Raw genomic sequence first — 20,192 nt, 5'->3', positions numbered from 1 at the left:
CATCCGGTAACTTTCTTCGGTTTATGCCGCAAGTTCGCGCAATGCGGCAGCGTCGCGGGCCGAGACATCGGGATATTCGGGATCCGAGCCGACGTCGGTCGTGATCCGCCACGAACGAGCGCACTTGACGCCTTCGGCAAGCCTCGGCTCGACGCTGACGCCGGCAACTTCTGGCAGACGGAACGCGCCGGCCGGGCCTTCGTTGGCCTCGATTGCGATGCCCGAGGTGATGCAGATCTCCTCGAAATCCTGACCTTCGAGCGCCTTCAGGAGCTCGGCATCCGCGATATGCACGACCGGGGCCGCTTCCAGCGAGGAGCCGATGCGCTTGTCCTTGCGCTCGATCTCCAGCGCGCCGGTGACCACGGTACGAACCGCGCGGATCTTCTTCCACTTCTCGGCCAGCGCCTCGTTCTTCCAGTCATCAGGAATGGTCAGGAACTGCTCGAGGTGAACCGAGACGGCGTCGGGGTTGCGCGACAGCCAGGCTTCCTCGGTGGTGAAGGGCAGCATCGGGGCAAGCCAGGTCACCATGCAATCGAAGATCGCGCGGATGACATGCAGCGAGGCGCGGCGGCGCAGCGACGACGGGGCGTCGCAATAGAGCGCATCCTTGCGGACGTCGAAGTAGAAGGCCGAGAGCTCGACATTGGCGAAATCGATCAGCGCGCGGGCGATCTTCTTGAAGTCGAAGGCGTCGTAGTTCTCGCGCACCAGCTGGTCGAGCTCGGCCAGACGATGCAGCATCAGCTGCTCCAGCTCCGGCATTTCGGAGACCGCGAAGGTCTCGCCCTTGTCATGCGCCAGCGTGCCGAGCATCCAGCGGATGGTGTTGCGCAGCTTTCTATAGGCATCGACGTTGGTCTGGATGATGGTCTTGCCGACGCGCAGGTCGTCGGCATAATCAGAGGTCATGACCCACAGGCGCAGGATGTCGGCGCCGGCATCCTTCATGATCTCCTGCGGAGACGTGACGTTGCCCTTCGACTTCGACATCTTCTCGCCCTTCTCGTCCATGGTGAAGCCATGGGTGAGAACGGCGTTATAGGGCGCGCGGCCACGGGTGGCGGCGGACTCCAGCAGCGACGAGTGGAACCAGCCGCGATGCTGGTCGGAGCCTTCGAGATAGAGATCGGCGGGCCACTTGAGGTCCGGGCGGTCTTCCAGCGTGAAGGTGTGGGTCGAGCCACTGTCGAACCAGACATCGAGGATGTCCATGACCTGGGTCCACTTGGCATGGTCGTGACCGTTTCCGAGGAAACGATCCTTGGCGCCTTCTGCGAACCAGGCATCGGCGCCCTCGACGTCGAAAGCCTCGAGGATGCGGGCGTTGACATCGGCATCCTGCAGGACGTTGCCGTCCTCATCGGCGAAGACGCAGATCGGAACGCCCCAGGCGCGCTGGCGCGAAAGCACCCAGTCCGGACGCTGCTCAATCATGGCGCGCAGGCGGTTCTGGCCGGCGGCGGGCACGAAGCGGGTATCGTCGATGGCGTTCAGCGCGCGGGTGCGCAGCGTCGTGCCGTCCTTGAGGTCCTTGTCCATGTAGACGAACCACTGCGGCGTGTTGCGGAAGATGATCGGCTTCTTGGAGCGCCAGGAATGCGGATAGGAATGCTTCAGGCGACCACGGGCAAACAGCGCGTTGCGCTCGATCAACGCCTTGATGACGCGCTCGTTGGCATCGCCCTTCTTGCCGTTGTCATCCATGACGCGGGCGCCCTCGAAGCCGGGGGCGTCAGCGGTGTAGGTGCCGCTGTCGTCGACCGGGAACGGGATGCGCGTGTCGATGCCGCGAGCCTCGAGTTCCTTCGCGCCGGACATCCACGCCTCGAAGTCTTCGCGGCCGTGCGACGGGGCGGTGTGGACGAAGCCGGTGCCGGCATCGTCGGTGACGTGGTCGCCGGGGAGAAGCGGGACGGCGAATTCGTAGCCGCCGCCGAGGCCCTTGAGGGGGTGTGCGGCTATGATCGATGCCATTTCGTCGGCAGACAGCCCGCGCAGACGCTTGAAAGTGAGCTTGGCCTTCTTGGCGGACTCCTCGGACAGTGCGTCTGCGAAGATCAGCTTCTCGCCGGGCTGCGGCCCGAAGTCGTTTTCGGCGGCCGTGACCTCGTAGAGGCCATAGGCGACCTTCGGCGAATAGGCGATGGCGCGGTTGCCGGGGATCGTCCACGGCGTGGTCGTCCAGATGACGACGTGGGCGTCAAGCAGATCAGACTTGCCGGCATCACGCTCAACTTCGACCATAAGAACAGGGAACTTCACCCAGATCATATCGCTTTCGACGTCGTGATACTCGACCTCGGCTTCGGCCAGCGCCGTGCGCTCGACCACCGACCACATGATCGGCTTGGAGCCGCGATAGAGCTGACCGCTCATGGCGATCTTCAGCAACTCGCCGGCGATGCGGCTTTCGGCGTGGAAGTTCATCGTCAGGTATGGATTGTCGAAATCGCCCTCGATGCCCAGGCGCTTGAACTCGTCGCCCTGGATCTTGATCCACTTTTCGGCATAGGCGCGGCATTCCTTGCGGAACTCGATCATCGCGTCGGCCTGCTTCAGGTCAGGCTTGGCCTTGCCCTTGGCGCGGTAGTTCTCTTCCTCGATCTTCCACTCGATCGGAAGGCCGTGGCAATCCCAGCCGGGAACATAGTTGGCGTCGAAGCCGCGCATCTGGAACGAGCGGTTGATGACATCCTTGAGGATCTTGTTCAGCGCGTGGCCGATATGGATGTTGCCGTTGGCATAGGGAGGGCCGTCGTGGAGGACGAATTTCTCGCGGCCGGCGGCAGACGCGCGCAGCTTCTTGTAGAGGCCCATCTCCTGCCAGCGGGCAACGGTTTCCGGTTCCTTCTGCGGCAGGCCGGCGCGCATCGGGAAATCGGTTTCGGGGAGATAGAGGGTCTTGGAGTAATCGATCTTTTCGACTGTATCGGTCATGTCTGGCAATCGTCTCTTCTAGCGATCGGCGCATGCGCCTCGCAATGGGCGCAACGGTCTGGGAAATATCGTGGTGGCGGAGACGCTCTGAGGTCGAGCGCCGAAAACCCGGACCTTCCGGCCGCTCAGCGCGCGCGGAAGGCCGGGCCGATAATTCGTATCGTGATCGCCAGCCGGAACTTGTTCATCGCGCCGGTTCATAGGCGCTTTTAGCGGGAAAAGGAAGAGGAGATCGACTGCCGGAAGCCGGCATTTGCAGTCTGGCCATTTGCGCTTATATTTATGGGCAATTGGCACGGGAGGCTTCGATGGTGAGCAGCGCAGCACAATCTCGAGATGACTCCACGCTGGCGCTTGTGGAAACGGCGAGCGGAAGCAAACAGCCACGATTTGATAGCAGCTCGATCGAGACGCTTAAGAACTACGGCTTTTCGATGGATGAGATTTACCGTTTCGTTGCACCGCGCCGGACGCTTGCGCGACGTCTGGAGCAGGGCGAGCCGCTAACTCTTGCCGAAAATGACAGCGCGCAGAGACTTCTACGCGTCAGTCAACACGCAGATCGCGTTTTCGGGGAGCGTGAGAAGGCCCAACGCTGGCTTCGCAAACCCAGTCGAGCTCTAAACGGGGTCGTACCCTTTGACCTGTTGCAGTCAGAAACGGGAGCACGGCTCGTCGAAGAGGAGCTAATCAGGATCGATCACGGGATTTATATCTGACCGTGTATCTCTGGCGAATATCGAAGCACGTTGACCTGAGCGGACGAGGCGGCCTGCTTGCATCGGGCCGCTGGAATTTCGCAGGCCTTCCTGTCGTCTATTGCTGCGATCATCCGTCAACGACGCTTCTGGAAGTCATCGTTCATACGGACCCTGAAGACATTCCATCCGAGTACACGCTCTTGAAGATCAATTGCCCCGACAATCTCCCGACAATGAGACTGGACGATCGTGACGTCGATCTTTCTGATCTGGACGCCACGCAAGAATTCGGATCGGCTTTGCTGTTAGAGAAAAAGGCATGCCTTATCGACGTGCAGTGCGTGATCATGCCGGAGGCGCGCAACGTGCTGATCAATCCCCTGCATGCGCGAGCCGGTGAGATCATCATCGAAGACGTCAAGACATATCCGTTTGATAGCCGACTGCTTCGTTCCTGACGTCATAGTGAGAAGGCTGCGGCTTCATCCGCAGCCTTCTCCTCTCATCACGGTTAAGCCCGCGCCACCGCCTTGCCCGGAACCACCGCATTGACCACCACCGCGACGATGATATTCACCGCCAGCGCCAGCAGGCCGGTGTAGATCGTGAACGAGGTCTCGCCCATCGTAATCGGCTGCAGCGGCTTCCAGCCGTTGATCCACACCAGATAGGTGCCACCGAAGAAGCCAACGAACCAACCGGCCAGCAGGCCGGGGGCGCGGAACCAGTTGGTGTAGAGGCCGAAGACCAGGGCCGGAAGCGTCTGCAGGATCCAGATGCCGCCGAGCAGCTGCAGGTCGAGGGCGAACTGGGTGGGCAGGAAGATGATGACCAGCAGGGCGCCGATCTTGACGACCAGCGAGGTGATCTTCGCCACCTTCGCCTCGCCCGCCGGATCGACCTCAGGATTGACATAGGCCTTCCAGAAATTACGGGTGAAGAGATTGGCGGCACCGATCGACATGACGGCCGCCGGCACCAGCGCGCCGATGGCGATCGCCGCGAAGGCAAAGCCCGCGAACCAGCTTGGGAACAACGTCTGGAACAGCGCCGGCACGACGTCGTTGGCGCTGTCGAGCTTCAGGTTGGCGGCGTGGCCCATGTAGCCGAGCAAGGCCAGCAGGCCGAGCAGCAGCGTATAGGCCGGCAGCAGCACCGCGTTCTTGCGGATGGTGTTGCCGCTGTTCGACGCGAAGATGCCGGTCAGCGTGTGCGGATACATGAAGGCCGCGAGCGCCGAGCCGAGCGCCAGCGTCGCATAGGCGACATACTGGTTGGAGCCGAGCAGCAGGCCGCCGGAGCCCTTGGCCTGGAAGGCGGCGTCGGCCGAGGCGAAGACATTGGCATAGCCGCCGAGCTTCGACGGGATCAGCGCCACGGCGGCGATCACCACGATATAGATCATGATGTCCTTGACGAAGGCGATCAGCGCAGGTGCCCTTAGGCCCGCCGAATAGGTGTAAAGCGCAAGCACGATGAAGGCGATGGCCAAGGGCACTTCGCCGTGAAGACCCAGCGCCTTCAGCGCCGCCGTCATGCCGACGAGCTGCAGCGCGATATAGGGCATGGTGGCGATCACGCCGGTGGCGGCGACCGCGAGCTCCAGGCCGCGCGAGCCGTACTGGCCGTGGACGACGTCACCCGCGGTGACGTAACCGAAGTCGCGTGCCCGGCGCCAGAGGATCGGCATGACCATGAAGACGAAGGGATAGACGACGATCGTATAGGGCAGCGCAAAGAAGCCATAGGCGCCGACGGTATAGACCAGGGCGGGAACAGCGATGACGGTGTAGGCGGTGTAGAAATCGCCGCCGACGAGGAACCAGGTGATCCAGGTGCCGAAGGAGCGGCCGCCGAGCCCCCACTCATCGATATGGGCCATCGTCTCCGGTCGGCGCCAGCGCGAGGCGACGAAGCCCATGACCGTGACAAGGACGAAGAAGAAGAGAAAGACGCTAAGCGCCGTGACGTTGAGATCAGTCGTCATTGCGCATGCTCCGGTAGGCGATCCATGTCAGGAATGCGGTGATCGGCACCCATGCGAGCTGATACCAGTAGAAGAAGGGGAAGCCGAAGAGAACGGGATCGTGGAAATTGTAGAAGGGAACCCAGAGCAGCCCGATATAGGGAATGATGAGCAGCCAGCAGGCCGCCGTTCCAAATCTTTTGTCCATGAGGAGATTGCCTTTCGCGGATCGGGCGCGGCTTATCCGCGTCTTATCAAAGAGATGACATATGCCAGCCGCGCCGCGCGGCAAGCGCTCTTGCCGCGAAAAAGACACAGTTTCTCAAATCCGTACTAGGCACCGCCATGCCACATAAGTTCAGATCTGGGTGGAACGTCAGACCAGACTGCAGAGCTTGCGGTCGAGTTCGCTGATAGGCTGTACGCCCGACAGGACCGCCCTCGCCTCTTCCTTGTCGCGGTTCATCTGCGCGACCAGCGGCTCTAGGCCGTCGAACTTCAGTTCCGGACGCAGGTAGGCGAAGAAGGAGACGGAACAGATCTGGCCGTATAGATCGCCGGAGAAATCGAAGACGTAGGTTTCGAGCAGCGGCGCTCCGTTATCGGTGACGGTCGGGCGGCGTCCGTAGCTGGCAACCGCGTCGTGCATCGTGCCGTCCTCGAAGCGAAAGCGCACGGCGTAGATGCCGGGCTTCAGTTCGACCTCAGCCGGCAGGCGCATGTTGGCCGTCGGGAAGCCGAGCTGGCGGCCGAGCTTTTCACCGCCGATCACTTCCGCTTCGACCGTGTAATGGTAACCGAGCAGACCGGCGACCTCGCTGACATCGCCGTTTTTCAACAGCGCGCGGATGCGGCTCGATGACACGACGTCGGAATTCTCGTCACGGAAAGCATCGATCAGGGTGACGCCGAAGCCGTATTTACTGCCGGCTTCCATGAGGAAGGCCGGACCGCCCTCACGACCGCGACCGAAATGGAAATCGAAGCCCGTGACCACCTCGGACGCGCCCAGCCAATCCTTCAGAATGGCGTGGATGAAATCGTCAGCCGAGCGCTGCGAAAACGCGCGGTCGAACGGGTATTCGATGACGGCACTGAAACCCATCGCTTCGAGAATGCGGGCGCGCAACGGCGCCGGCGTGATGCGGAAAACCGGCTCCTGCGGGCGGAACACGGTGCGCGGATGCGGCTCGAAAGTCAGCACCAGCGCCGGGACGCCGCGGCCGGCAGCTAGCTCCAGCGCCCTCTCAAGAACCGACTGGTGGCCGCGATGGACACCGTCGAAATTGCCGATCGCGACGACGCCACCGCGCAATTGATCGGGCAAGGGCTCTCGGGTTTCGTTGCGATGGAAAACGGTCATCGGCTGGCTTTTCTCACGATCATTTTCATGCGAGGCGCGGCATCCACCATTTCGGCGTTGCCTTCTCGCGTTCGAGATAGGCGGTGAGGATCGCCTCGTCGGTCTCGCCGTTCAGTGTGTATTCGGCCGCATGGATGCCGCCGCTGATATAGAGAAGATCGAGGCCGTAATCGAGAGCGCCGCGCACATCCGTCGGCATGCCGTCGCCGATCGCCAGGATGCGGTCCATCTTGATCTCGCCGCGGATTTCGCGGGCGACCGACAGCACGGCGTCATAGATCGGCTTGTGCGGCTTGCCGGCGATGCGGGTCTTGCCGCCGAGCTGGTGATAATAGGCGGCCATGGCGCCGGCGCAGGGGATCATCTTGTGGCCGCGCTCGACGATCAGGTCGGGGTTGGCGCAAATCATCGGCACGTCGCGGGCCTGGAAGGCCTTCAGCATGTCGGTGTAATCCTCGGGCGTCTCGGTCTCGTCGTCGAAGAAGCCGGTGCAGACGACACAATCGGCTTCCTCGGCGGAAACGCGGGTGACGCCGATGCCCTCGATGATGGCGATGTCGCGATCCGGGCCGAGCAGGAAGACCTTCTTCGGTCCCTCGGCGATCAGGCCACGGGTGACGTCGCCCGAGGTGACGATGCGATCATAGGCCTCGTCCTGGATGCCGATCTGCCGGAGCTGGTCAACGACGAGCGGCGCGATGCGCGGCGAATTGGTGATGAGGACCACTGCGAGGCCGGCTTCGCGCGCGGCCTGCAGCGCGGCTGCTGCCTTCGGGAAGGGCGAGACGCCGTTGTGCAAAACGCCCCACACATCGCAGAACACCGCATCGTAGCGGCTGGTGATCTCTGCGAAATTCTCGATGCGTTGCGCCATTTCAAGGTCCCGGTTTTCGTTCGATGAGGGCTGACATCGCAAAGCCCCGGCGCGATGGCAAGAAATTTTGCGTTGCGGGACGATGAAATTCTCGTCGGCGCGACCTCCACGGCATTTCAGTACCGCGGCCGCAATGACAAGGTTGGACCATCGCGCGTGATCTCCAGCTTGCAAAGGAGTATCCGCGATGTTATATAAATGTTCTACATTACGGAGCGAGACAAGTGGCGACGACAAAGGGGCAATCGACGCGGAAAGACTTTTCGACAACCTCCAAGCTCAAGAAGGCCGGGGGCTCGTTGGTGCTGACCGTACCGGCCGCGGCTCGCAACATGCTGGGCCTGACGGAGGGCCAGGAGATGATCGTTTCAGTCAAGGGACGGCAGGTTATCGCAGAACCCGTATCGAGCGTGCCGAAGACGATACGGGTGCGTCCGCCCAAATATACGCTCGACGAACTGCTGAAGGGTTATGATCCCGATGCTTCCCGATCTCCGGAAGAGCAGTCGTGGATCGATGCACCGGCGGCAGGGGATGAGATTTGGTAAGGCCCAATATCCCGGCGCCCGGCGAAGTCTGGTGGCTCGACTTGCAGCCCTCCGCCGGTAAAGAGCAACGTGGGCGCCATGCCGGCCTCATTCTGTCGGCTTACAGGTTCAACATGGCGACCGGCTTTGCGTTCATCGCGCCGATCACCACGACAGGGAACGCCTCGCGCGCCGCCGGGTTTGCGGTGCCGTTGATCGGTGCGGGAACGAGCGTCACCGGCGTCATCCAGATCGACCAGGTGAAATCGATGGACTGGCGCAATCGGAATGCCGAGAGGTCGAAGGACAAGGTGCCCGACGATGTTCTGGCGGAAGTGCTGGAGCGGTTTGCACCGATCTTCGGCCTGGTCTTTGCCATGCCCGAGCAGGAGTGACTGCGATGGCATCTGATGATCGCGGTATAGTTTAAGCTTCAGAGCAACAACTCCGCGCCCTTGATGGCGAGGCCGGCTGCGGCCGATAGCGCCAACACCCTGACCATGCCGACCTTCGCATAAAACAGCAAAAATGAGGCGGTGGCGAAGATCAGTAGCGCCGCGATATCGATCGTTGCCCATTGCGGCCAGGCGAGGCTGACGATCGGAAGCCCCGCGCCGCGCGATAGAAGCGCAACGCGGCCGACCTCGGCGAAGAGCACATGCAAGGCGAACCAGAGAGACAGATTGAGGATGACGCCCACGACGGCGGCGGTGATGGCGGAAAGCGCCGCCGACAGGCCGGCATTATCGCGCAGCTTCTCGATATAAGGCGCGCCGGCGAAGATCCAGACGAAGCTCGGGACGAAGGTGGCCCAGGCGACCAGCGTGGCGCCAAGTGCGCCGCCCATCAGCGGCGCCATGAACAGCGGGTTGCGGAAGCCGGCAAGGAAGCCGACGAAACAGAGGACGAGCACCAGCGGGCCGGGCGTGGTTTCGGCCAGCGCCAAACCATCCAGCATCTCGCCCGGCTGCAGCCAGGCATAGTGGCCGACCGCGACCTGGGCGACATAGGTGAGCACGGCATAGGCGCCGCCGAAGGTGATGACAGCCATCTTGGAGAAGAAGATGAAGAGAGCGCCAAAGACATTGGTCTCGCCGCTGAGGGCTTCGGCGATGAGGTCGGAGGGCGCGTGAAGATTGCGGACGAGGAGCAACGGCGCCTGCCAGACGAGGATCCAGAAGACGAGAACTAGCAACGGCCGGGCGACGGCGTGGGTCGTAAACGCGGGTAGGCGCCGCGGCGCTTTGGCTTGGGCTTCGTCGGCCGGCGCGTGGCGGCGGGCATAGCGGTGCAGCGCGAAACCTGTGAGGCCGGCGAGGATGACGACGATGGGGAACGGCGCATTGAGCAGGAAAAGCGCCAGGAAGGATGCGGCGGCGACGTAATAATGAAGGCGTGTCTTGAGGGCGCGACGGGCAAGGCGCAGCAGCGCCTCGACAACGACGGCAAGGACGGCCGCCTTGAGGCCGAAGAACAGGGCCGGCAGCCAGGCGGTTTCCTGAAAGACAGCGTAGAGGGTAGAAAGGCCGAGCATGACGACGAAGCCCGGCAGGACGAAGAGCAGGCCGGCGAGGATGCCGCCGCGTACGCCATGCATCAGCCAGCCGATATAGGTGGCGAGCTGCTGCGCCTCGGGTCCCGGCAACAGCATGCAATAGTTCAGCGCGTGCAGGAAACGGTCCTCGGAGATCCAGCGCTTCTCATCGACGATGGTCCGGTGCATCAGGGCGATCTGGCCGGCGGGACCGCCGAAGCTCAAGACTCCGATCCTCGCCCAGACGCGCACGGCCTCGCCAAACGGCACCGATGTCACGCTGTCATCCGCCATCACTGCCCCGTCCACGCCCATATCGTTATCCACCCCTTCGCCGACCTCTGCCGGTAGCCCCTTTCGCTCGATACCATCGGGATCGGGGCCGGACAATCCCGGCCCAGCGGCGCGACCGAGCCCTTGCAACCGCCTGGCATTTCGCAAATTCCGGACACGGGTTTATGACAATGCAGGACCGTGATGCCGACGCAGGGAGAAGCGGTACCGCTCTCCTCTCCGGCATTAACCATCGAAGCGTTTTCCCTGGTTCGACGGGTGGGCCAAAGGTTCACAACTTCGCCATCAAACGGCTATAGACATCGGGCGTCGGAAAATTGCGACAGCTTCCCTTGACTCCCCCGATAGGCGCTCCTAAATGCAAGCCGCTAGCACTCACAACACGAGAGTGCTAACACCCATCCGCGCGGGCCATTTCGGCTCGCTGATGTCATTTGATCGAGGGATTAGACAATGGCAAGCACCAACTTCCGCCCCCTTCACGATCGCGTCGTTGTTCGCCGCGTTGAGTCCGAAGAAAAGACCAAGGGCGGCATCATCATTCCTGACACCGCCAAGGAAAAGCCGCAGGAAGGCGAAATCGTCGCCGTCGGCACCGGCGCTCGTGACGAGTCCGGCAAGGTCGTCGCTCTCGACGTCAAGGCTGGCGATCGCGTTCTGTTCGGCAAGTGGTCGGGCACCGAAGTCAAGATCAACGGCGAAGACCTTCTGATCATGAAGGAAGCCGACATCATGGGCATCATCGGCTGATCGCCGGTCATCCCGTCCAGATTTATTGCTGACACCCCTATTCAGGAGTTCTCAAAATGGCAGCTAAAGAAGTAAAGTTCGGCCGCTCTGCGCGCGAAAAGATGCTGCGCGGCGTCGACATCCTCGCTGACGCAGTGCAGGTAACCCTCGGCCCGAAGGGTCGTAACGTCGTTATCGACAAGTCCTTTGGCGCTCCGCGCATCACCAAGGACGGTGTTTCGGTCGCCAAGGAAATCGAACTCGAAGACAAGTTCGAAAACATGGGCGCCCAGATGGTCCGCGAAGTTGCTTCGAAGACCAACGACATCGCCGGCGACGGCACCACGACGGCTACGGTTCTGGCCCGCGCTATCGTTCGCGAAGGCGCCAAGGCAGTTGCTGCCGGCATGAACCCGATGGACCTGAAGCGCGGTATCGACCTCGCTGTTGCAGAAGTCGTCAAGGACCTGCAGGCCAAGGCAAAGAAGATCTCCACCTCGGCTGAAGTTGCCCAGGTCGGCACGATCTCCGCAAACGGCGACAAGCAGGTCGGCGCTGATATCGCTGAAGCCATGCAGAAGGTCGGCAACGAAGGTGTCATCACCGTCGAAGAAGCCAAGACCGCTGAAACCGAACTCGAAGTCGTCGAAGGCATGCAGTTCGACCGCGGCTACCTGTCGCCTTACTTCGTCACCAACCCGGAAAAGATGGTCGCCGACCTCGACGACGCTTACATTCTCCTCCACGAGAAGAAGCTCTCGAACCTGCAGGCGATGCTCCCGGTTCTCGAAGCCGTCGTTCAGACCGGCAAGCCGCTCCTCATCATCGCTGAAGACGTCGAAGGCGAAGCTCTCGCTACGCTCGTCGTCAACAAGCTGCGCGGTGGCCTGAAGATCGCTGCCGTCAAGGCTCCTGGCTTCGGCGACCGCCGCAAGGCCATGCTGGAAGACATCGCCATCCTCACGGGCGGCACCGTCATCTCCGAAGACCTCGGCATCAAGCTCGAATCCGTAACGCTCGACATGCTCGGCCGTTCGAAGAAGGTTTCGATCTCCAAGGAGAACACCACGATCGTCGACGGCGCTGGCCAGAAGTCCGACATCGAAGGCCGCGTTGCACAGATCAAGGCTCAGATCGAAGAAACCTCTTCGGACTACGACCGCGAAAAGCTGCAGGAACGCCTTGCCAAGCTCGCTGGCGGCGTTGCCGTCATCCGCGTTGGCGGCTCCACGGAAATCGAAGTCAAGGAACGCAAGGACCGCATCGACGACGCTCTGAACGCGACGCGCGCTGCTGTTCAGGAAGGCATCGTACCTGGTGGTGGCGTAGCCCTGCTGCGTTCGTCTTCCAAGATCACCGCGAAGGGCGAGAACGACGACCAGGAAGCTGGCGTCAACATCGTTCGCAAGGCTCTGCAGTCGCTGGTTCGCCAGATCGCCGACAACGCCGGTGACGAAGCTTCGATCGTGGTCGGCAAGATCCTCGAGAAGAACGAAGACAACTTCGGCTACAACGCCCAGACGTCCGAATATGGCGACATGATCGCCATGGGCATCGTCGACCCGGTCAAGGTCGTTCGTACGGCTCTGCAGAACGCAGCTTCGGTTGCTTCGCTGCTGATCACGACGGAAGCCATGATCGCCGAACTGCCGAAGAAGGACGCTCCTGCCGGCATGCCTGGCGGCATGGGCGGCATGGGCGGCATGGACATGATGTGATCAGACCATAAGGTCTGATTGCAGCACTGTCCGTGAAAGCCGCCCATACCTTCAAAGGGCTTCAGCGCGTCAAGCGCGCTGAAGTGGCGGCATGGACATGATGTGATCAGACCATAAGGTCTGATTGCAGCACTGTCCGGTCCAACCGGTTCAGTTACGGAAGGGCGGCCCTCGGGTCGCCCTTTTCGTTTTCGGCAATCCACGCGCGACGTGATTCCTTTTTCAATCACTCGCTGAGGCAATCTGCGGATTTGTGAGCAGTCCTCGCGTTCGGCCAAGCTTTCGCCGAGCTTGCGGCGCGAATTATTTTTCAGCTTCGATCACTCTTTGCATTAGTGCGATTTCATACAATACTTCGACTGTTTCTTTTCCTAAATCACCCTGTGAAATCGTTTTCACCTCGCATAGTTGTGGTTTTTGAGCAGATTTTTGCGATTTGCCGTAAAGCGAAGTGTCAGCTCAGATTCCGCTCAGCCGCCGTGGCCCCGCAAAAAGACGTTGCCGTTTGCCGAAAATCTCCTATAAATCCGCCTGCACCGAGCGCGGATTCAATAATCAAGATCAACATGGTGGAACACCACAGTCACGACCGCGCAAAAGCAAGCATCCAAGGGCGCATAGGCGTCACAATATATTAGAAGTTGCGTATCCCGGAGAAATGGGCGCGGTTCAAATCAACGAACCCCGCAGTTCCCGCCCCGTTTCCCGCCCGCCCGAGCATGACGCACGGTGCTGCATGAACCTGTTGATGTTCGCGAGGCGTGCAGTGGAGGAAACTGCATCCCAACTCTGGGGAAGACCGTGTTCAAAATCGCAAAATCCAACATCGCCGCATCTCTCCTGCCCGCTTCGATCGACATCGACACGCATGATTCCGATCTTTTGACGCAGCTCTCCACCTCCGAAACCTGGATGGGTGAATTCTCCACCGGCGTCATCAATCTAAAGGAAGCCAGCGCCGCACTCCATGGCCTGTCTTCGCGCAGCTGCGGCCTGCTCAATCTCATCCGTTGCTACGACCGGAAGGACCACGACCGTATTCTCGAACTCTTCGAGGAAGCGGCGACGCTTTCGACCTCCTTCTGCTTCTCGACGACCATTGTCATGCCGAACGGCTACCGGCAGCCCGTGTTCTGCATGGGGGAATCGAACGGTCACGACGAGCCGAACAGCGGCAGCATGATGGGTGTTTTCGTATTCCCCAAATCCCGTACTGATGCCGGCGGCACGACGCGCCGGCAGTAATCGCAAAGCCGATAAGAACGACAAAGCCGGCCACACGTGACCGGCTTTTTCTTGTTGAATATCGGGTTCTCACTTCGGGCGCGCGGGAATCTCCAGTCCCTTCTGGCTGGCCGGGCGCGCGATGCAGCGTTCCAGCCATGCCATGACCGCGGGGAATTTCGCATATTCCAGCATCTCCCGACCGCCGTAGAAGACATCGGCGCCACGCACCCAAGGGAACGTCGCGATATCGGCGATCGTGTAGGCATCGCCCATCAGCCACTGGCGTCCCTGCAACCGCTCCTCAAGCACGCCAAGCAGGCGCTTCGATTCATCGCGATAACGTTCCACCGGATAGGAATTGTTGGCGACCTTGTCGGCGGCGAACTTGTGGAAATGGCCGAACTGCCCGAACATCGGGCCGATACCACCCATCTGGAAGAACACCCACTGGATCGTCTCGTAGCGGCCGACCGCATCCGCGGGCATGAGCTTGCCGGTCTTTTCGGCCAGATAGAGGAGGATGGCACCTGATTCAAACAGGCCGATCGGCTTTCCTCCAGGGCCATCGGGATCGATGATCGCCGGAATGCGTCCGTTCGGGTTCAGCGACATGAATTCGGGAGATTTCTGATCGTTGGCGCCGAAAGAAATGAGATGCGGCTCATAAGGCAGGCCGATCTCCTCGAGCGCGATCGACACCTTCACGCCATTCGGCGTCGGAAGCGAATAGAGCTGAAGGATAGCCGGGTTGGCCGCGGGCCAGCGCTTGGTGATGGGGAATGTCGAAAGATCTGCCATGATGTCTCCTCTTCTGAGAGCCCGACCATAGAAAACTGTCGTCGAGACTGACAAGCGCCAGATCCCGCGAGGTCGTTCAATTTTGCTGAACGAACTGTCCCGCTCCGTCTATCTTTCGCGGACGATCGAAAAGGAGGAAAAGGACTGCATCGAGATCGTCAGCGTGCCGGGGGCACAGGGATCTCAACTCGTTCAACCGGAGACAGTTCCATGTCGAATACCCAGAACACCATCATTCTCGTTGCCCGTGTCCTGCTGTCCTTCATCTTCATCTATTCCGGCTACGGCAAGCTGACCGATCCGGCCGGCACCGCCGGCATGATCACCGGCGCCGGCCTGCCTGCCGCAACCGCGCTTGCCTACCTCGCCGGCCTCTTCGAACTGGTGACCGGCCTTGCCGTTCTCGTCGGCTTCCAGACAAAGATCGTCGGCTGGGCGCTCGCCCTCTTCTGCATCTTCACCGGCGTCGTGTTCCATTCGGGCACCGTTGCCGTCGAAGGCTGGCCGGATGCCGCTCTCGGCTGGATCAACGCTCTGAACGGCATCATGCTGATGAAGAACTTCACGCTGGCCGGCGCCTACATCCTGCTCGCCACCTTCGGTCCGGGTCTCTACTCGGTCGACGCCCGCCGCGGCGCGCTGCCGGTCGCCGCATAAGCCATAAGCATCCTCCCAAGCATGCCCGAGCCCGCCGTCACCAAACGGCGGGCTTTTTCGTATGTCGAGTAATCAGGATGACCGCTTCGCCAGCCACACGGTTGCGCCGCCGCATTGCGGGTCCTGCTCGACATGAGAGACGACGGCAAAGCCGTTTACCTCCAGCAGCGCGGCGTATTCCTGCGCCGAGAGACTGGCATGATAGAGCGGTTCGCCGGCGAACTCGCCCATAGCGACGCCATCGAAATGGCCCGATGTGAACATCAGCACGGCGCCGGGAGCGGAGAGTGCGGCGAAGCGCGGAAACATCGCCCGCTGGTCGTCCTGATTGAGATGGAAGAAGCTGTGCCAGGCAAGAATGCCGTTGCACTTCATCGGCAGCGAGAATTCGCGCATATCGGCAACGAACCATGCACGGCCGGGGAAACGTTCCCGGCAGAGGCCGATCAGCGTTTCCGAGGCATCGACGCCGGTGACGCGAAAGCCGTCGCGGATCAGGCTTGCGGTCATCGGCTCGGCGGCGCCACAGCCCAGATCGAGAATATCGCCGCGTGGCGGAACGAGCGCCGTGAAACGATCGAGCCACGGCTTTTCGAAAAGCTCGCGGCCGCGCAATGCGTCGAATGCCAGCGCGTTGCGCTCATAGAGCGGGATAATGTTGTCGTCCTCGCCGACCATCAGAGCGCGGCGCGGACGGCTTCGATCAGCCTGGAGACCGAGGGCTCGTCGGCATGGCTTTCCTTGCGGGCGCGCACGAGGCAGGCTTCCGACTTCAGGATGACGCCATCCGAGAGGATTTTCAGGTGGTTGGCACGCAGCGTCGAGCCCGTCGAAGTGATATCGACGATGATATCGGCCGAGCCCGATGCCGGCGCGCCCTCGGTGGCGCCCAGGCTCTCGACGATGCGATAGAGCTGGATGCCGTGCTGGCGCGAGAAGAACTGCTGCGTCAGCCGCCAGTATTTGGTGGCGATCGTCAGGCGGCGGCCGTGGCGGGCGCGGAAATCGGTGGCGACATCGCCGAGATCGGCCATGGTATCGACATCGAGCCAGATCTCAGGCACTGCAACGATGACGTCGGCGTGGCCGAAGCCGAGGCGCGCGCAGAACTCCACACGCTTGTCGGCTTCCGCGAGGCCCTCACGCATCAGGTCTTCACCGGTGACGCCGAAATCGACGGTGCCGTTGCCGAGCTCCTTGGAGATTTCCGAGGCCGACAGGAAGGCGACTTCGACATCGTCCCAGCCCTCGACGCGGCCGCGATAGGAGCGGTCGTTACCGACAGCCGTGATCTTCATGCCGGCGCGTTCGAACACCGCCGAGGCATCGTCCTTCATCCGGCCCTTGGAGGGCAGCGCGATGGTAATGGTCATCAGGCGGCCCTTTCCGTTTCGATGCGATCCAGCCAAAGCGAGAAGCCTACGGCCGGGATGCGTTCTTTCGCGCCGAGCAGGGTCATCAGCTTGTCGAAGCGGCCGCCACCGGCGAGCACGGCATCCGAGCCCTCGACGCCGATCTCGAAGACGAGACCGGTGTAATAATCCAGAGGACGTCCGAAGGCGGCACGATAATCGATCAGCGCGAGATCCACGCCGGCATTGGCGAGTGCCGCGACGCGTCCGTCGAAGCGCGACAGGGCGTTGCCGAGCTTGAGGCCGGCGGCATCGGCGAAGCCGGACAAGGCCGCCGAGGCATTGATCAGCGGTACGTTGAGCGACAGGAATTCCCTGAGCACCAGGAAGGCCGCGTCGTCGAGCCGGGTTTCCGACAGGATCAGCTTCTCCTTCAGGCGGCGGGCGATATCCTGCGGCGAGCGGCTGGCATTGGTGGAGTAGCCTGTCGCCTGCATGGTGGCGTCGATATGGGAGACCAGGGCCTCCTCGTCGCCAGCATCCAGCAGCCGGGCGACGTCATCATCGAGACCGGTGACGAATTGCGGGCTGACGAGGCTTTGGAGCAGCGCTTCGAGATGGGTCATGTCGCCGAAGGCATGGATCAGCCGCTTCTGCCAGCCGAGCGGCAGGCCGAGCGCCTGGACGACGGCTTCAAACACCGCCTGATCGCCCAGCGTGACGGCAAGGCCCTTGCCCGGCAGCAGGCGCTGCAGCACGCCCACAGCGTCGCCGATGGCGCGGGCATCGGCGCTCGGGATGTTGATATCGCCGAGATCCTCGATGCCGGCCTGATAGAACTCATTGCCGCCTTCGCGGCGCTGGCGGAAGACTTCGCCCAGATAGGCGTAGCGCTTCGGCGTGCCCATGGCGCTTTCGATATGGCGCAGGCAGACGGGAATGGTGAATTCCGGACGCAGGCAGAGGCTGGCGCCGGTTTCGCTCTCGGTCATGAAGATGCGGCGACGCAGATCCTCGCCGGCGATGTCGAGGAAGGGCTCGGCCGGCTGGATGACCGGGGTATCCACGCGCTCCGTGCGGCGGGCGGCGAATTCGGCGAGCAGGTCTTCGGAGAAGGCTGGGAGGTTGATCAGGGGCATGGTGTTGCTCCCAAATAAAGACCCCTCCCCAACCCCTCCCCACAAGGGGGAGGGACTAAGTCAGGGTGGCTGTCGAGCAAATTCTGAAACGTAGTGGCACCTGCCAACGATGGATTGGGCAGGCCGGTGCGGCTAGAAGCCCCTCCCCCCTGTGGGGAGGGGTTGGGGAGGGGTTTGTCAAACATCAGACGCTCGCTTGCGATCTTCCGCCTGCGCCGCAAGAATCTCCCGCACCTTGGCGACCAGATCGGCCTCCTTGACGGTTTCCTGTGCCACGCGGGCCTCACGCCACGAGGCATTGTCCTCGATCTCGCCGGAGAGGCGCTTGCCCTCGATCAGGTCCTTGATCTGCACGACGCCTTCGGCGCGCTCATCCCCGCCCTGGATGATGGCGACGGGGCAGCCGCGGCGGTCGGCGTATTTCAGCTGGTTGCCGAACTTCTTCCAGTTGCCCTGGTACATCTCGGCGCGGATGCCGGCCTGGCGCAGTTCCTGGGTGATGCGCTGGTAGCGGCCCATCGCCTCGACGTCGCCATCCATGACGGTGACGAGGACGGGTTCGACGACCTCGCTCTGGCCGAGCTTGCCGAGGTTCTTCAACGCCGTCATCAGGCGCGAGACGCCGATGGAGAAGCCCGTGGCCGGTACCGGCTGGCCCATAAAGCGGGAGACGAGGCCATCATAACGGCCACCGCCGCCGACGGAGCCGAAGACGACCTTCTCGCCTTTTTCGTTGGTGACGTCGAACAGAAGCTCGGCTTCGTAGACCATCCCGGTGTAGTATTCGAGGCCGCGGACGACGGACATGTCGACAAGTATGCGCTCCGGCCCATAACCAGCCGCTGTGACCAAACTCTCAAGAGTAAGCAGCTCATCGACGCCGCTCAGGTATGTCTCGTTTTGCTTGTTTCCTCCAAGGAAGCCTTGCAAAGGTAGGTTCATCTCCCGTCGGACTATTTCTGACGATTGGACATCCCTAGTCGACACACCTTCGTTGGTTTTCAGGAACAGACTTGTAACACGATCAATTTGATTTTGCTCGAGTCCAGCGCCCTTTGTGAAATCGCCGGACTCATCCTTGCGGCCGGGGCCGAGCAACAGACGCACGCCCTCAATGCCGAACTTGTCGAGCTTGTCGATAGCGCGCAGTACGTTCAGGCGACGGCCTGCATTGTCCTCACCGCCGAGGCCGATGGCCTCCATCACGCCGTCCAATACCTTGCGGTTATTGACGCGAATGACATAGTCGCCGCGCTTGATGCCGAGCGCTTCCAGCGTGTCGGCCATCATCATGCACATCTCGGCATCGGCCTGCACGCCGGGCGCGCCGACGGTATCGGCGTCGAACTGCATGAACTGGCGGAAGCGGCCGGGGCCGGGCTTTTCGTTGCGGAAGACATAGCCGGCGCGATAGGTGCGGTAGGGCAGCTGGATCTCGTTGAAATTCTCCGCGACATGGCGGGCGAGCGGCGCCGTCAGGTCGTAGCGCAGGCTCATCCATTGCTCGTCGTCATCCTGCAGCGAGAACACGCCTTCGTTCGGCCGGTCGGCATCGGGCAGGAACTTGCCGAGCGCGTCGGTGTATTCGAACAGCGGCGTTTCGACAGGATCGAAACCATAATGCTCGTAGACTTCGCGGATCTTCGCCGTCATCTCGTTGACGGCGCGAATATCGGCCGCCGAACGATCGACGAAGCCGCGGGGAAGTCTGGCCTTGAGCTTTTGTGGTTTCTTCTTGATGTCGTTCATTTCCAACGTCTTCCGCTCAGTGTGACAGTGGCGGTTTCCTAGCGGAAAGGGCCGGATGCGGCAAGGGCGGCGGCTGGTGAAGTGTGCGATCCGATGGTATATCTCCTTCACCTGAAGGGATCATCGCCATGAACAAGCGCGTCACGATCGAAATGCCGGATGAGATGATGAAGCTCGTCGAGGAATATGCGGCCGAAGCGGGTGCTGCACCGGATGCCTATGTGCGCGATGTGATCGAACAGCATCTGGAGGATCTGCACGACATCGCGCTCGCCGAGGCAGCGATGGAGCGCATCCGCAAGGGTGAACCGACCTACACACTTGAAGAAGTGAAGCAGAGACTTGGCCTGGAAGATTGAACTTCGGGCAGAGGTGGAAAAGCAACTGGGGCGCCTCGCGAAACGCGAGGCGGCGCGAATTGTCTCGTTTCTCGAGGAACGTCTGGCAAACCACGAAAATCCTCGCGAACTCGGCAAAGCCTTGAAAGGTCATGCACTCGGCGGTTACTGGCGCTACCGTGTCGGCGACTACCGCATCATCTGCGATATTCAGGACCAGAAGCTTATCGTGCTCGTGGTCGAAATCGGCCATCGCAGGGACATTTATCGCTGAAAGCAACAT

The 20,192-nt window shown here is 61.5% G+C and carries 21 protein-coding genes; 10 read left to right on the top strand and 11 right to left on the bottom strand.

Going from position 1 to position 20,192, the window contains the following annotated elements; genetic code table 11:
- Positions 1–21 precede the first annotated feature (21 nt).
- On the bottom strand, positions 22–2,943 hold the full coding sequence (gene ileS, locus QTL95_RS11545; RefSeq protein ID WP_289720101.1) for an isoleucine--tRNA ligase: 2,922 nt from the start codon (positions 2,941–2,943) through the stop codon (positions 22–24).
- Between the two features lie 308 nt (positions 2,944–3,251).
- Here ileS and QTL95_RS11540 point away from each other — a divergent pair, with 308 nt between their 5' ends.
- Positions 3,252–3,662: an MbcA/ParS/Xre antitoxin family protein gene (locus tag QTL95_RS11540; protein WP_289720100.1), complete on the top strand. Its 411-nt coding sequence runs from the start codon at positions 3,252–3,254 to the stop codon at positions 3,660–3,662.
- A 2-nt stretch (positions 3,663–3,664) separates the two neighbouring features.
- Positions 3,665–4,102 carry an RES family NAD+ phosphorylase gene (locus QTL95_RS11535; RefSeq protein WP_289720099.1) on the top strand — a complete coding sequence of 146 codons (438 nt, stop codon included), beginning with the start codon at positions 3,665–3,667 and terminating at the stop codon, positions 4,100–4,102.
- A 53-nt stretch (positions 4,103–4,155) separates the two neighbouring features.
- Here the strand turns inward: QTL95_RS11535 and mctP are convergent, their stop codons facing one another.
- From mctP to QTL95_RS11515, 4 genes are all read right to left on the bottom strand, one after another.
- The gene (mctP, locus tag QTL95_RS11530; protein ID WP_289720098.1) at positions 4,156–5,631 is read right to left on the bottom strand and encodes a monocarboxylate uptake permease MctP; all 1,476 of its coding nucleotides are present in this window, start codon (positions 5,629–5,631) and stop codon (positions 4,156–4,158) included.
- The gene (locus QTL95_RS11525) at positions 5,621–5,818 is read right to left on the bottom strand and encodes a DUF3311 domain-containing protein (RefSeq protein ID WP_037186723.1); all 198 of its coding nucleotides are present in this window, start codon (positions 5,816–5,818) and stop codon (positions 5,621–5,623) included. Before QTL95_RS11525 ends, mctP begins: the two co-directional genes overlap by 11 nt.
- A 168-nt stretch (positions 5,819–5,986) precedes the next feature.
- Positions 5,987–6,973, bottom strand: coding sequence for a bifunctional riboflavin kinase/FAD synthetase (locus tag QTL95_RS11520; protein WP_289720097.1), 987 nt, complete (start codon positions 6,971–6,973; stop codon positions 5,987–5,989).
- A 25-nt stretch (positions 6,974–6,998) separates the two neighbouring features.
- A complete protein-coding gene (locus QTL95_RS11515) occupies positions 6,999–7,847 on the bottom strand; it encodes a TIGR01459 family HAD-type hydrolase (RefSeq protein WP_289720096.1) in 849 nt (282 codons plus the stop codon).
- A 224-nt stretch (positions 7,848–8,071) separates the two neighbouring features.
- Between QTL95_RS11515 and QTL95_RS11510 the strand changes: the two genes are divergently transcribed.
- Together QTL95_RS11510 and QTL95_RS11505 are read left to right on the top strand one after the other, a co-directional pair.
- Positions 8,072–8,395: an AbrB/MazE/SpoVT family DNA-binding domain-containing protein gene (locus QTL95_RS11510; RefSeq protein ID WP_289720095.1), complete on the top strand. Its 324-nt coding sequence runs from the start codon at positions 8,072–8,074 to the stop codon at positions 8,393–8,395.
- On the top strand, positions 8,389–8,769 hold the full coding sequence (locus tag QTL95_RS11505; RefSeq protein ID WP_289720094.1) for a type II toxin-antitoxin system PemK/MazF family toxin: 381 nt from the start codon (positions 8,389–8,391) through the stop codon (positions 8,767–8,769). Before QTL95_RS11510 ends, QTL95_RS11505 begins: the two co-directional genes overlap by 7 nt.
- Before the next feature lie 38 nt (positions 8,770–8,807).
- Here the strand turns inward: QTL95_RS11505 and chrA are convergent, their stop codons facing one another.
- Positions 8,808–10,223 carry a chromate efflux transporter gene (gene chrA / locus QTL95_RS11500; RefSeq protein WP_289720093.1) on the bottom strand — a complete coding sequence of 472 codons (1,416 nt, stop codon included), beginning with the start codon at positions 10,221–10,223 and terminating at the stop codon, positions 8,808–8,810.
- Positions 10,224–10,655: 432 nt separating this feature from the next.
- Between chrA and groES the strand changes: the two genes are divergently transcribed.
- The 3 genes from groES to QTL95_RS11485 all read left to right on the top strand — a co-directional run bounded on the left by groES (position 10,656) and on the right by QTL95_RS11485 (position 13,894).
- A complete protein-coding gene (groES, locus tag QTL95_RS11495) occupies positions 10,656–10,952 on the top strand; it encodes a co-chaperone GroES (protein ID WP_018898571.1) in 297 nt (98 codons plus the stop codon).
- A gap of 56 nt (positions 10,953–11,008) precedes the next feature.
- The gene (gene groL, locus QTL95_RS11490; RefSeq protein WP_289720092.1) at positions 11,009–12,649 is read left to right on the top strand and encodes a chaperonin GroEL; all 1,641 of its coding nucleotides are present in this window, start codon (positions 11,009–11,011) and stop codon (positions 12,647–12,649) included.
- An 801-nt stretch (positions 12,650–13,450) separates the two neighbouring features.
- Complete coding sequence (locus QTL95_RS11485; protein ID WP_289720091.1) at positions 13,451–13,894, top strand: hypothetical protein; 444 nt, start codon at positions 13,451–13,453, stop codon at positions 13,892–13,894.
- Positions 13,895–13,963: 69 nt separating this feature from the next.
- On the opposite strand, the gene QTL95_RS11480 is transcribed toward QTL95_RS11485, so the two are convergent.
- Positions 13,964–14,674 (bottom strand): glutathione binding-like protein, encoded by a 711-nt coding sequence (locus QTL95_RS11480; protein ID WP_289720090.1) that lies wholly within the window; start codon positions 14,672–14,674, stop codon positions 13,964–13,966.
- Positions 14,675–14,884: 210 nt separating this feature from the next.
- Here QTL95_RS11480 and QTL95_RS11475 point away from each other — a divergent pair, with 210 nt between their 5' ends.
- Positions 14,885–15,331: a DoxX family protein gene (locus tag QTL95_RS11475; RefSeq protein WP_289720089.1), complete on the top strand. Its 447-nt coding sequence runs from the start codon at positions 14,885–14,887 to the stop codon at positions 15,329–15,331.
- 72 nt (positions 15,332–15,403) lie between these two features.
- On the opposite strand, the gene QTL95_RS11470 is transcribed toward QTL95_RS11475, so the two are convergent.
- The 4 genes from QTL95_RS11470 to hisS all read right to left on the bottom strand — a co-directional run bounded on the left by QTL95_RS11470 (position 15,404) and on the right by hisS (position 19,571).
- Positions 15,404–16,009 (bottom strand): class I SAM-dependent methyltransferase, encoded by a 606-nt coding sequence (locus tag QTL95_RS11470; RefSeq protein WP_289720088.1) that lies wholly within the window; start codon positions 16,007–16,009, stop codon positions 15,404–15,406.
- Complete coding sequence (gene hisG, locus QTL95_RS11465) at positions 16,009–16,704, bottom strand: ATP phosphoribosyltransferase (RefSeq protein ID WP_289720087.1); 696 nt, start codon at positions 16,702–16,704, stop codon at positions 16,009–16,011. The genes QTL95_RS11470 and hisG overlap by 1 nt, the downstream gene beginning before the upstream one ends.
- Positions 16,704–17,822 carry an ATP phosphoribosyltransferase regulatory subunit gene (locus tag QTL95_RS11460; protein ID WP_289720086.1) on the bottom strand — a complete coding sequence of 373 codons (1,119 nt, stop codon included), beginning with the start codon at positions 17,820–17,822 and terminating at the stop codon, positions 16,704–16,706. The genes hisG and QTL95_RS11460 overlap by 1 nt, the downstream gene beginning before the upstream one ends.
- Positions 17,823–17,999: 177 nt before the next feature.
- Entirely contained in the window at positions 18,000–19,571 is a 1,572-nt protein-coding gene (gene hisS, locus QTL95_RS11455; protein ID WP_289720085.1) for a histidine--tRNA ligase, read from the bottom strand.
- Positions 19,572–19,699: 128 nt separating this feature from the next.
- On the opposite strand from hisS, the gene relB reads away from it, so the two are divergent.
- Complete coding sequence (gene relB / locus QTL95_RS11450; protein WP_289720084.1) at positions 19,700–19,930, top strand: type II toxin-antitoxin system RelB family antitoxin; 231 nt, start codon at positions 19,700–19,702, stop codon at positions 19,928–19,930.
- Positions 19,914–20,183: a type II toxin-antitoxin system RelE family toxin gene (locus tag QTL95_RS11445; protein WP_289720083.1), complete on the top strand. Its 270-nt coding sequence runs from the start codon at positions 19,914–19,916 to the stop codon at positions 20,181–20,183. Before relB ends, QTL95_RS11445 begins: the two co-directional genes overlap by 17 nt.
- The last annotated feature ends 9 nt before the right edge of the window (positions 20,184–20,192 follow it).

Origin of the sequence: Rhizobium sp. S152, assembly GCF_030380735.1 — a bacterium.
Lineage (GTDB): Bacteria > Pseudomonadota > Alphaproteobacteria > Rhizobiales > Rhizobiaceae > Rhizobium.
The sequence above is the reverse complement of the archived record's forward strand: the minus strand, read 5'-3'. Positions and strand labels throughout refer to the sequence as shown.

Coding starts and splice junctions, on each gene's coding strand:
- ileS (WP_289720101.1), bottom strand. CDS start 2,943: ATGACCGATACAGTCGAAAAGATCGATTACTCCAAGACCCTCTATCTC.
- relB (WP_289720084.1), top strand. CDS start 19,700: ATGAACAAGCGCGTCACGATCGAAATGCCGGATGAGATGATGAAGCTC.
- QTL95_RS11525 (WP_037186723.1), bottom strand. CDS start 5,818: ATGGACAAAAGATTTGGAACGGCGGCCTGCTGGCTGCTCATCATTCCC.
- groL (WP_289720092.1), top strand. CDS start 11,009: ATGGCAGCTAAAGAAGTAAAGTTCGGCCGCTCTGCGCGCGAAAAGATG.
- hisG (WP_289720087.1), bottom strand. CDS start 16,704: ATGACCATTACCATCGCGCTGCCCTCCAAGGGCCGGATGAAGGACGAT.
- mctP (WP_289720098.1), bottom strand. CDS start 5,631: ATGACGACTGATCTCAACGTCACGGCGCTTAGCGTCTTTCTCTTCTTC.
- QTL95_RS11515 (WP_289720096.1), bottom strand. CDS start 7,847: ATGGCGCAACGCATCGAGAATTTCGCAGAGATCACCAGCCGCTACGAT.
- QTL95_RS11540 (WP_289720100.1), top strand. CDS start 3,252: ATGGTGAGCAGCGCAGCACAATCTCGAGATGACTCCACGCTGGCGCTT.
- QTL95_RS11475 (WP_289720089.1), top strand. CDS start 14,885: ATGTCGAATACCCAGAACACCATCATTCTCGTTGCCCGTGTCCTGCTG.
- QTL95_RS11520 (WP_289720097.1), bottom strand. CDS start 6,973: ATGACCGTTTTCCATCGCAACGAAACCCGAGAGCCCTTGCCCGATCAA.
- groES (WP_018898571.1), top strand. CDS start 10,656: ATGGCAAGCACCAACTTCCGCCCCCTTCACGATCGCGTCGTTGTTCGC.
- chrA (WP_289720093.1), bottom strand. CDS start 10,223: ATGGGCGTGGACGGGGCAGTGATGGCGGATGACAGCGTGACATCGGTG.
- QTL95_RS11470 (WP_289720088.1), bottom strand. CDS start 16,009: ATGGTCGGCGAGGACGACAACATTATCCCGCTCTATGAGCGCAACGCG.
- QTL95_RS11460 (WP_289720086.1), bottom strand. CDS start 17,822: ATGCCCCTGATCAACCTCCCAGCCTTCTCCGAAGACCTGCTCGCCGAA.
- hisS (WP_289720085.1), bottom strand. CDS start 19,571: ATGAACGACATCAAGAAGAAACCACAAAAGCTCAAGGCCAGACTTCCC.
- QTL95_RS11480 (WP_289720090.1), bottom strand. CDS start 14,674: ATGGCAGATCTTTCGACATTCCCCATCACCAAGCGCTGGCCCGCGGCC.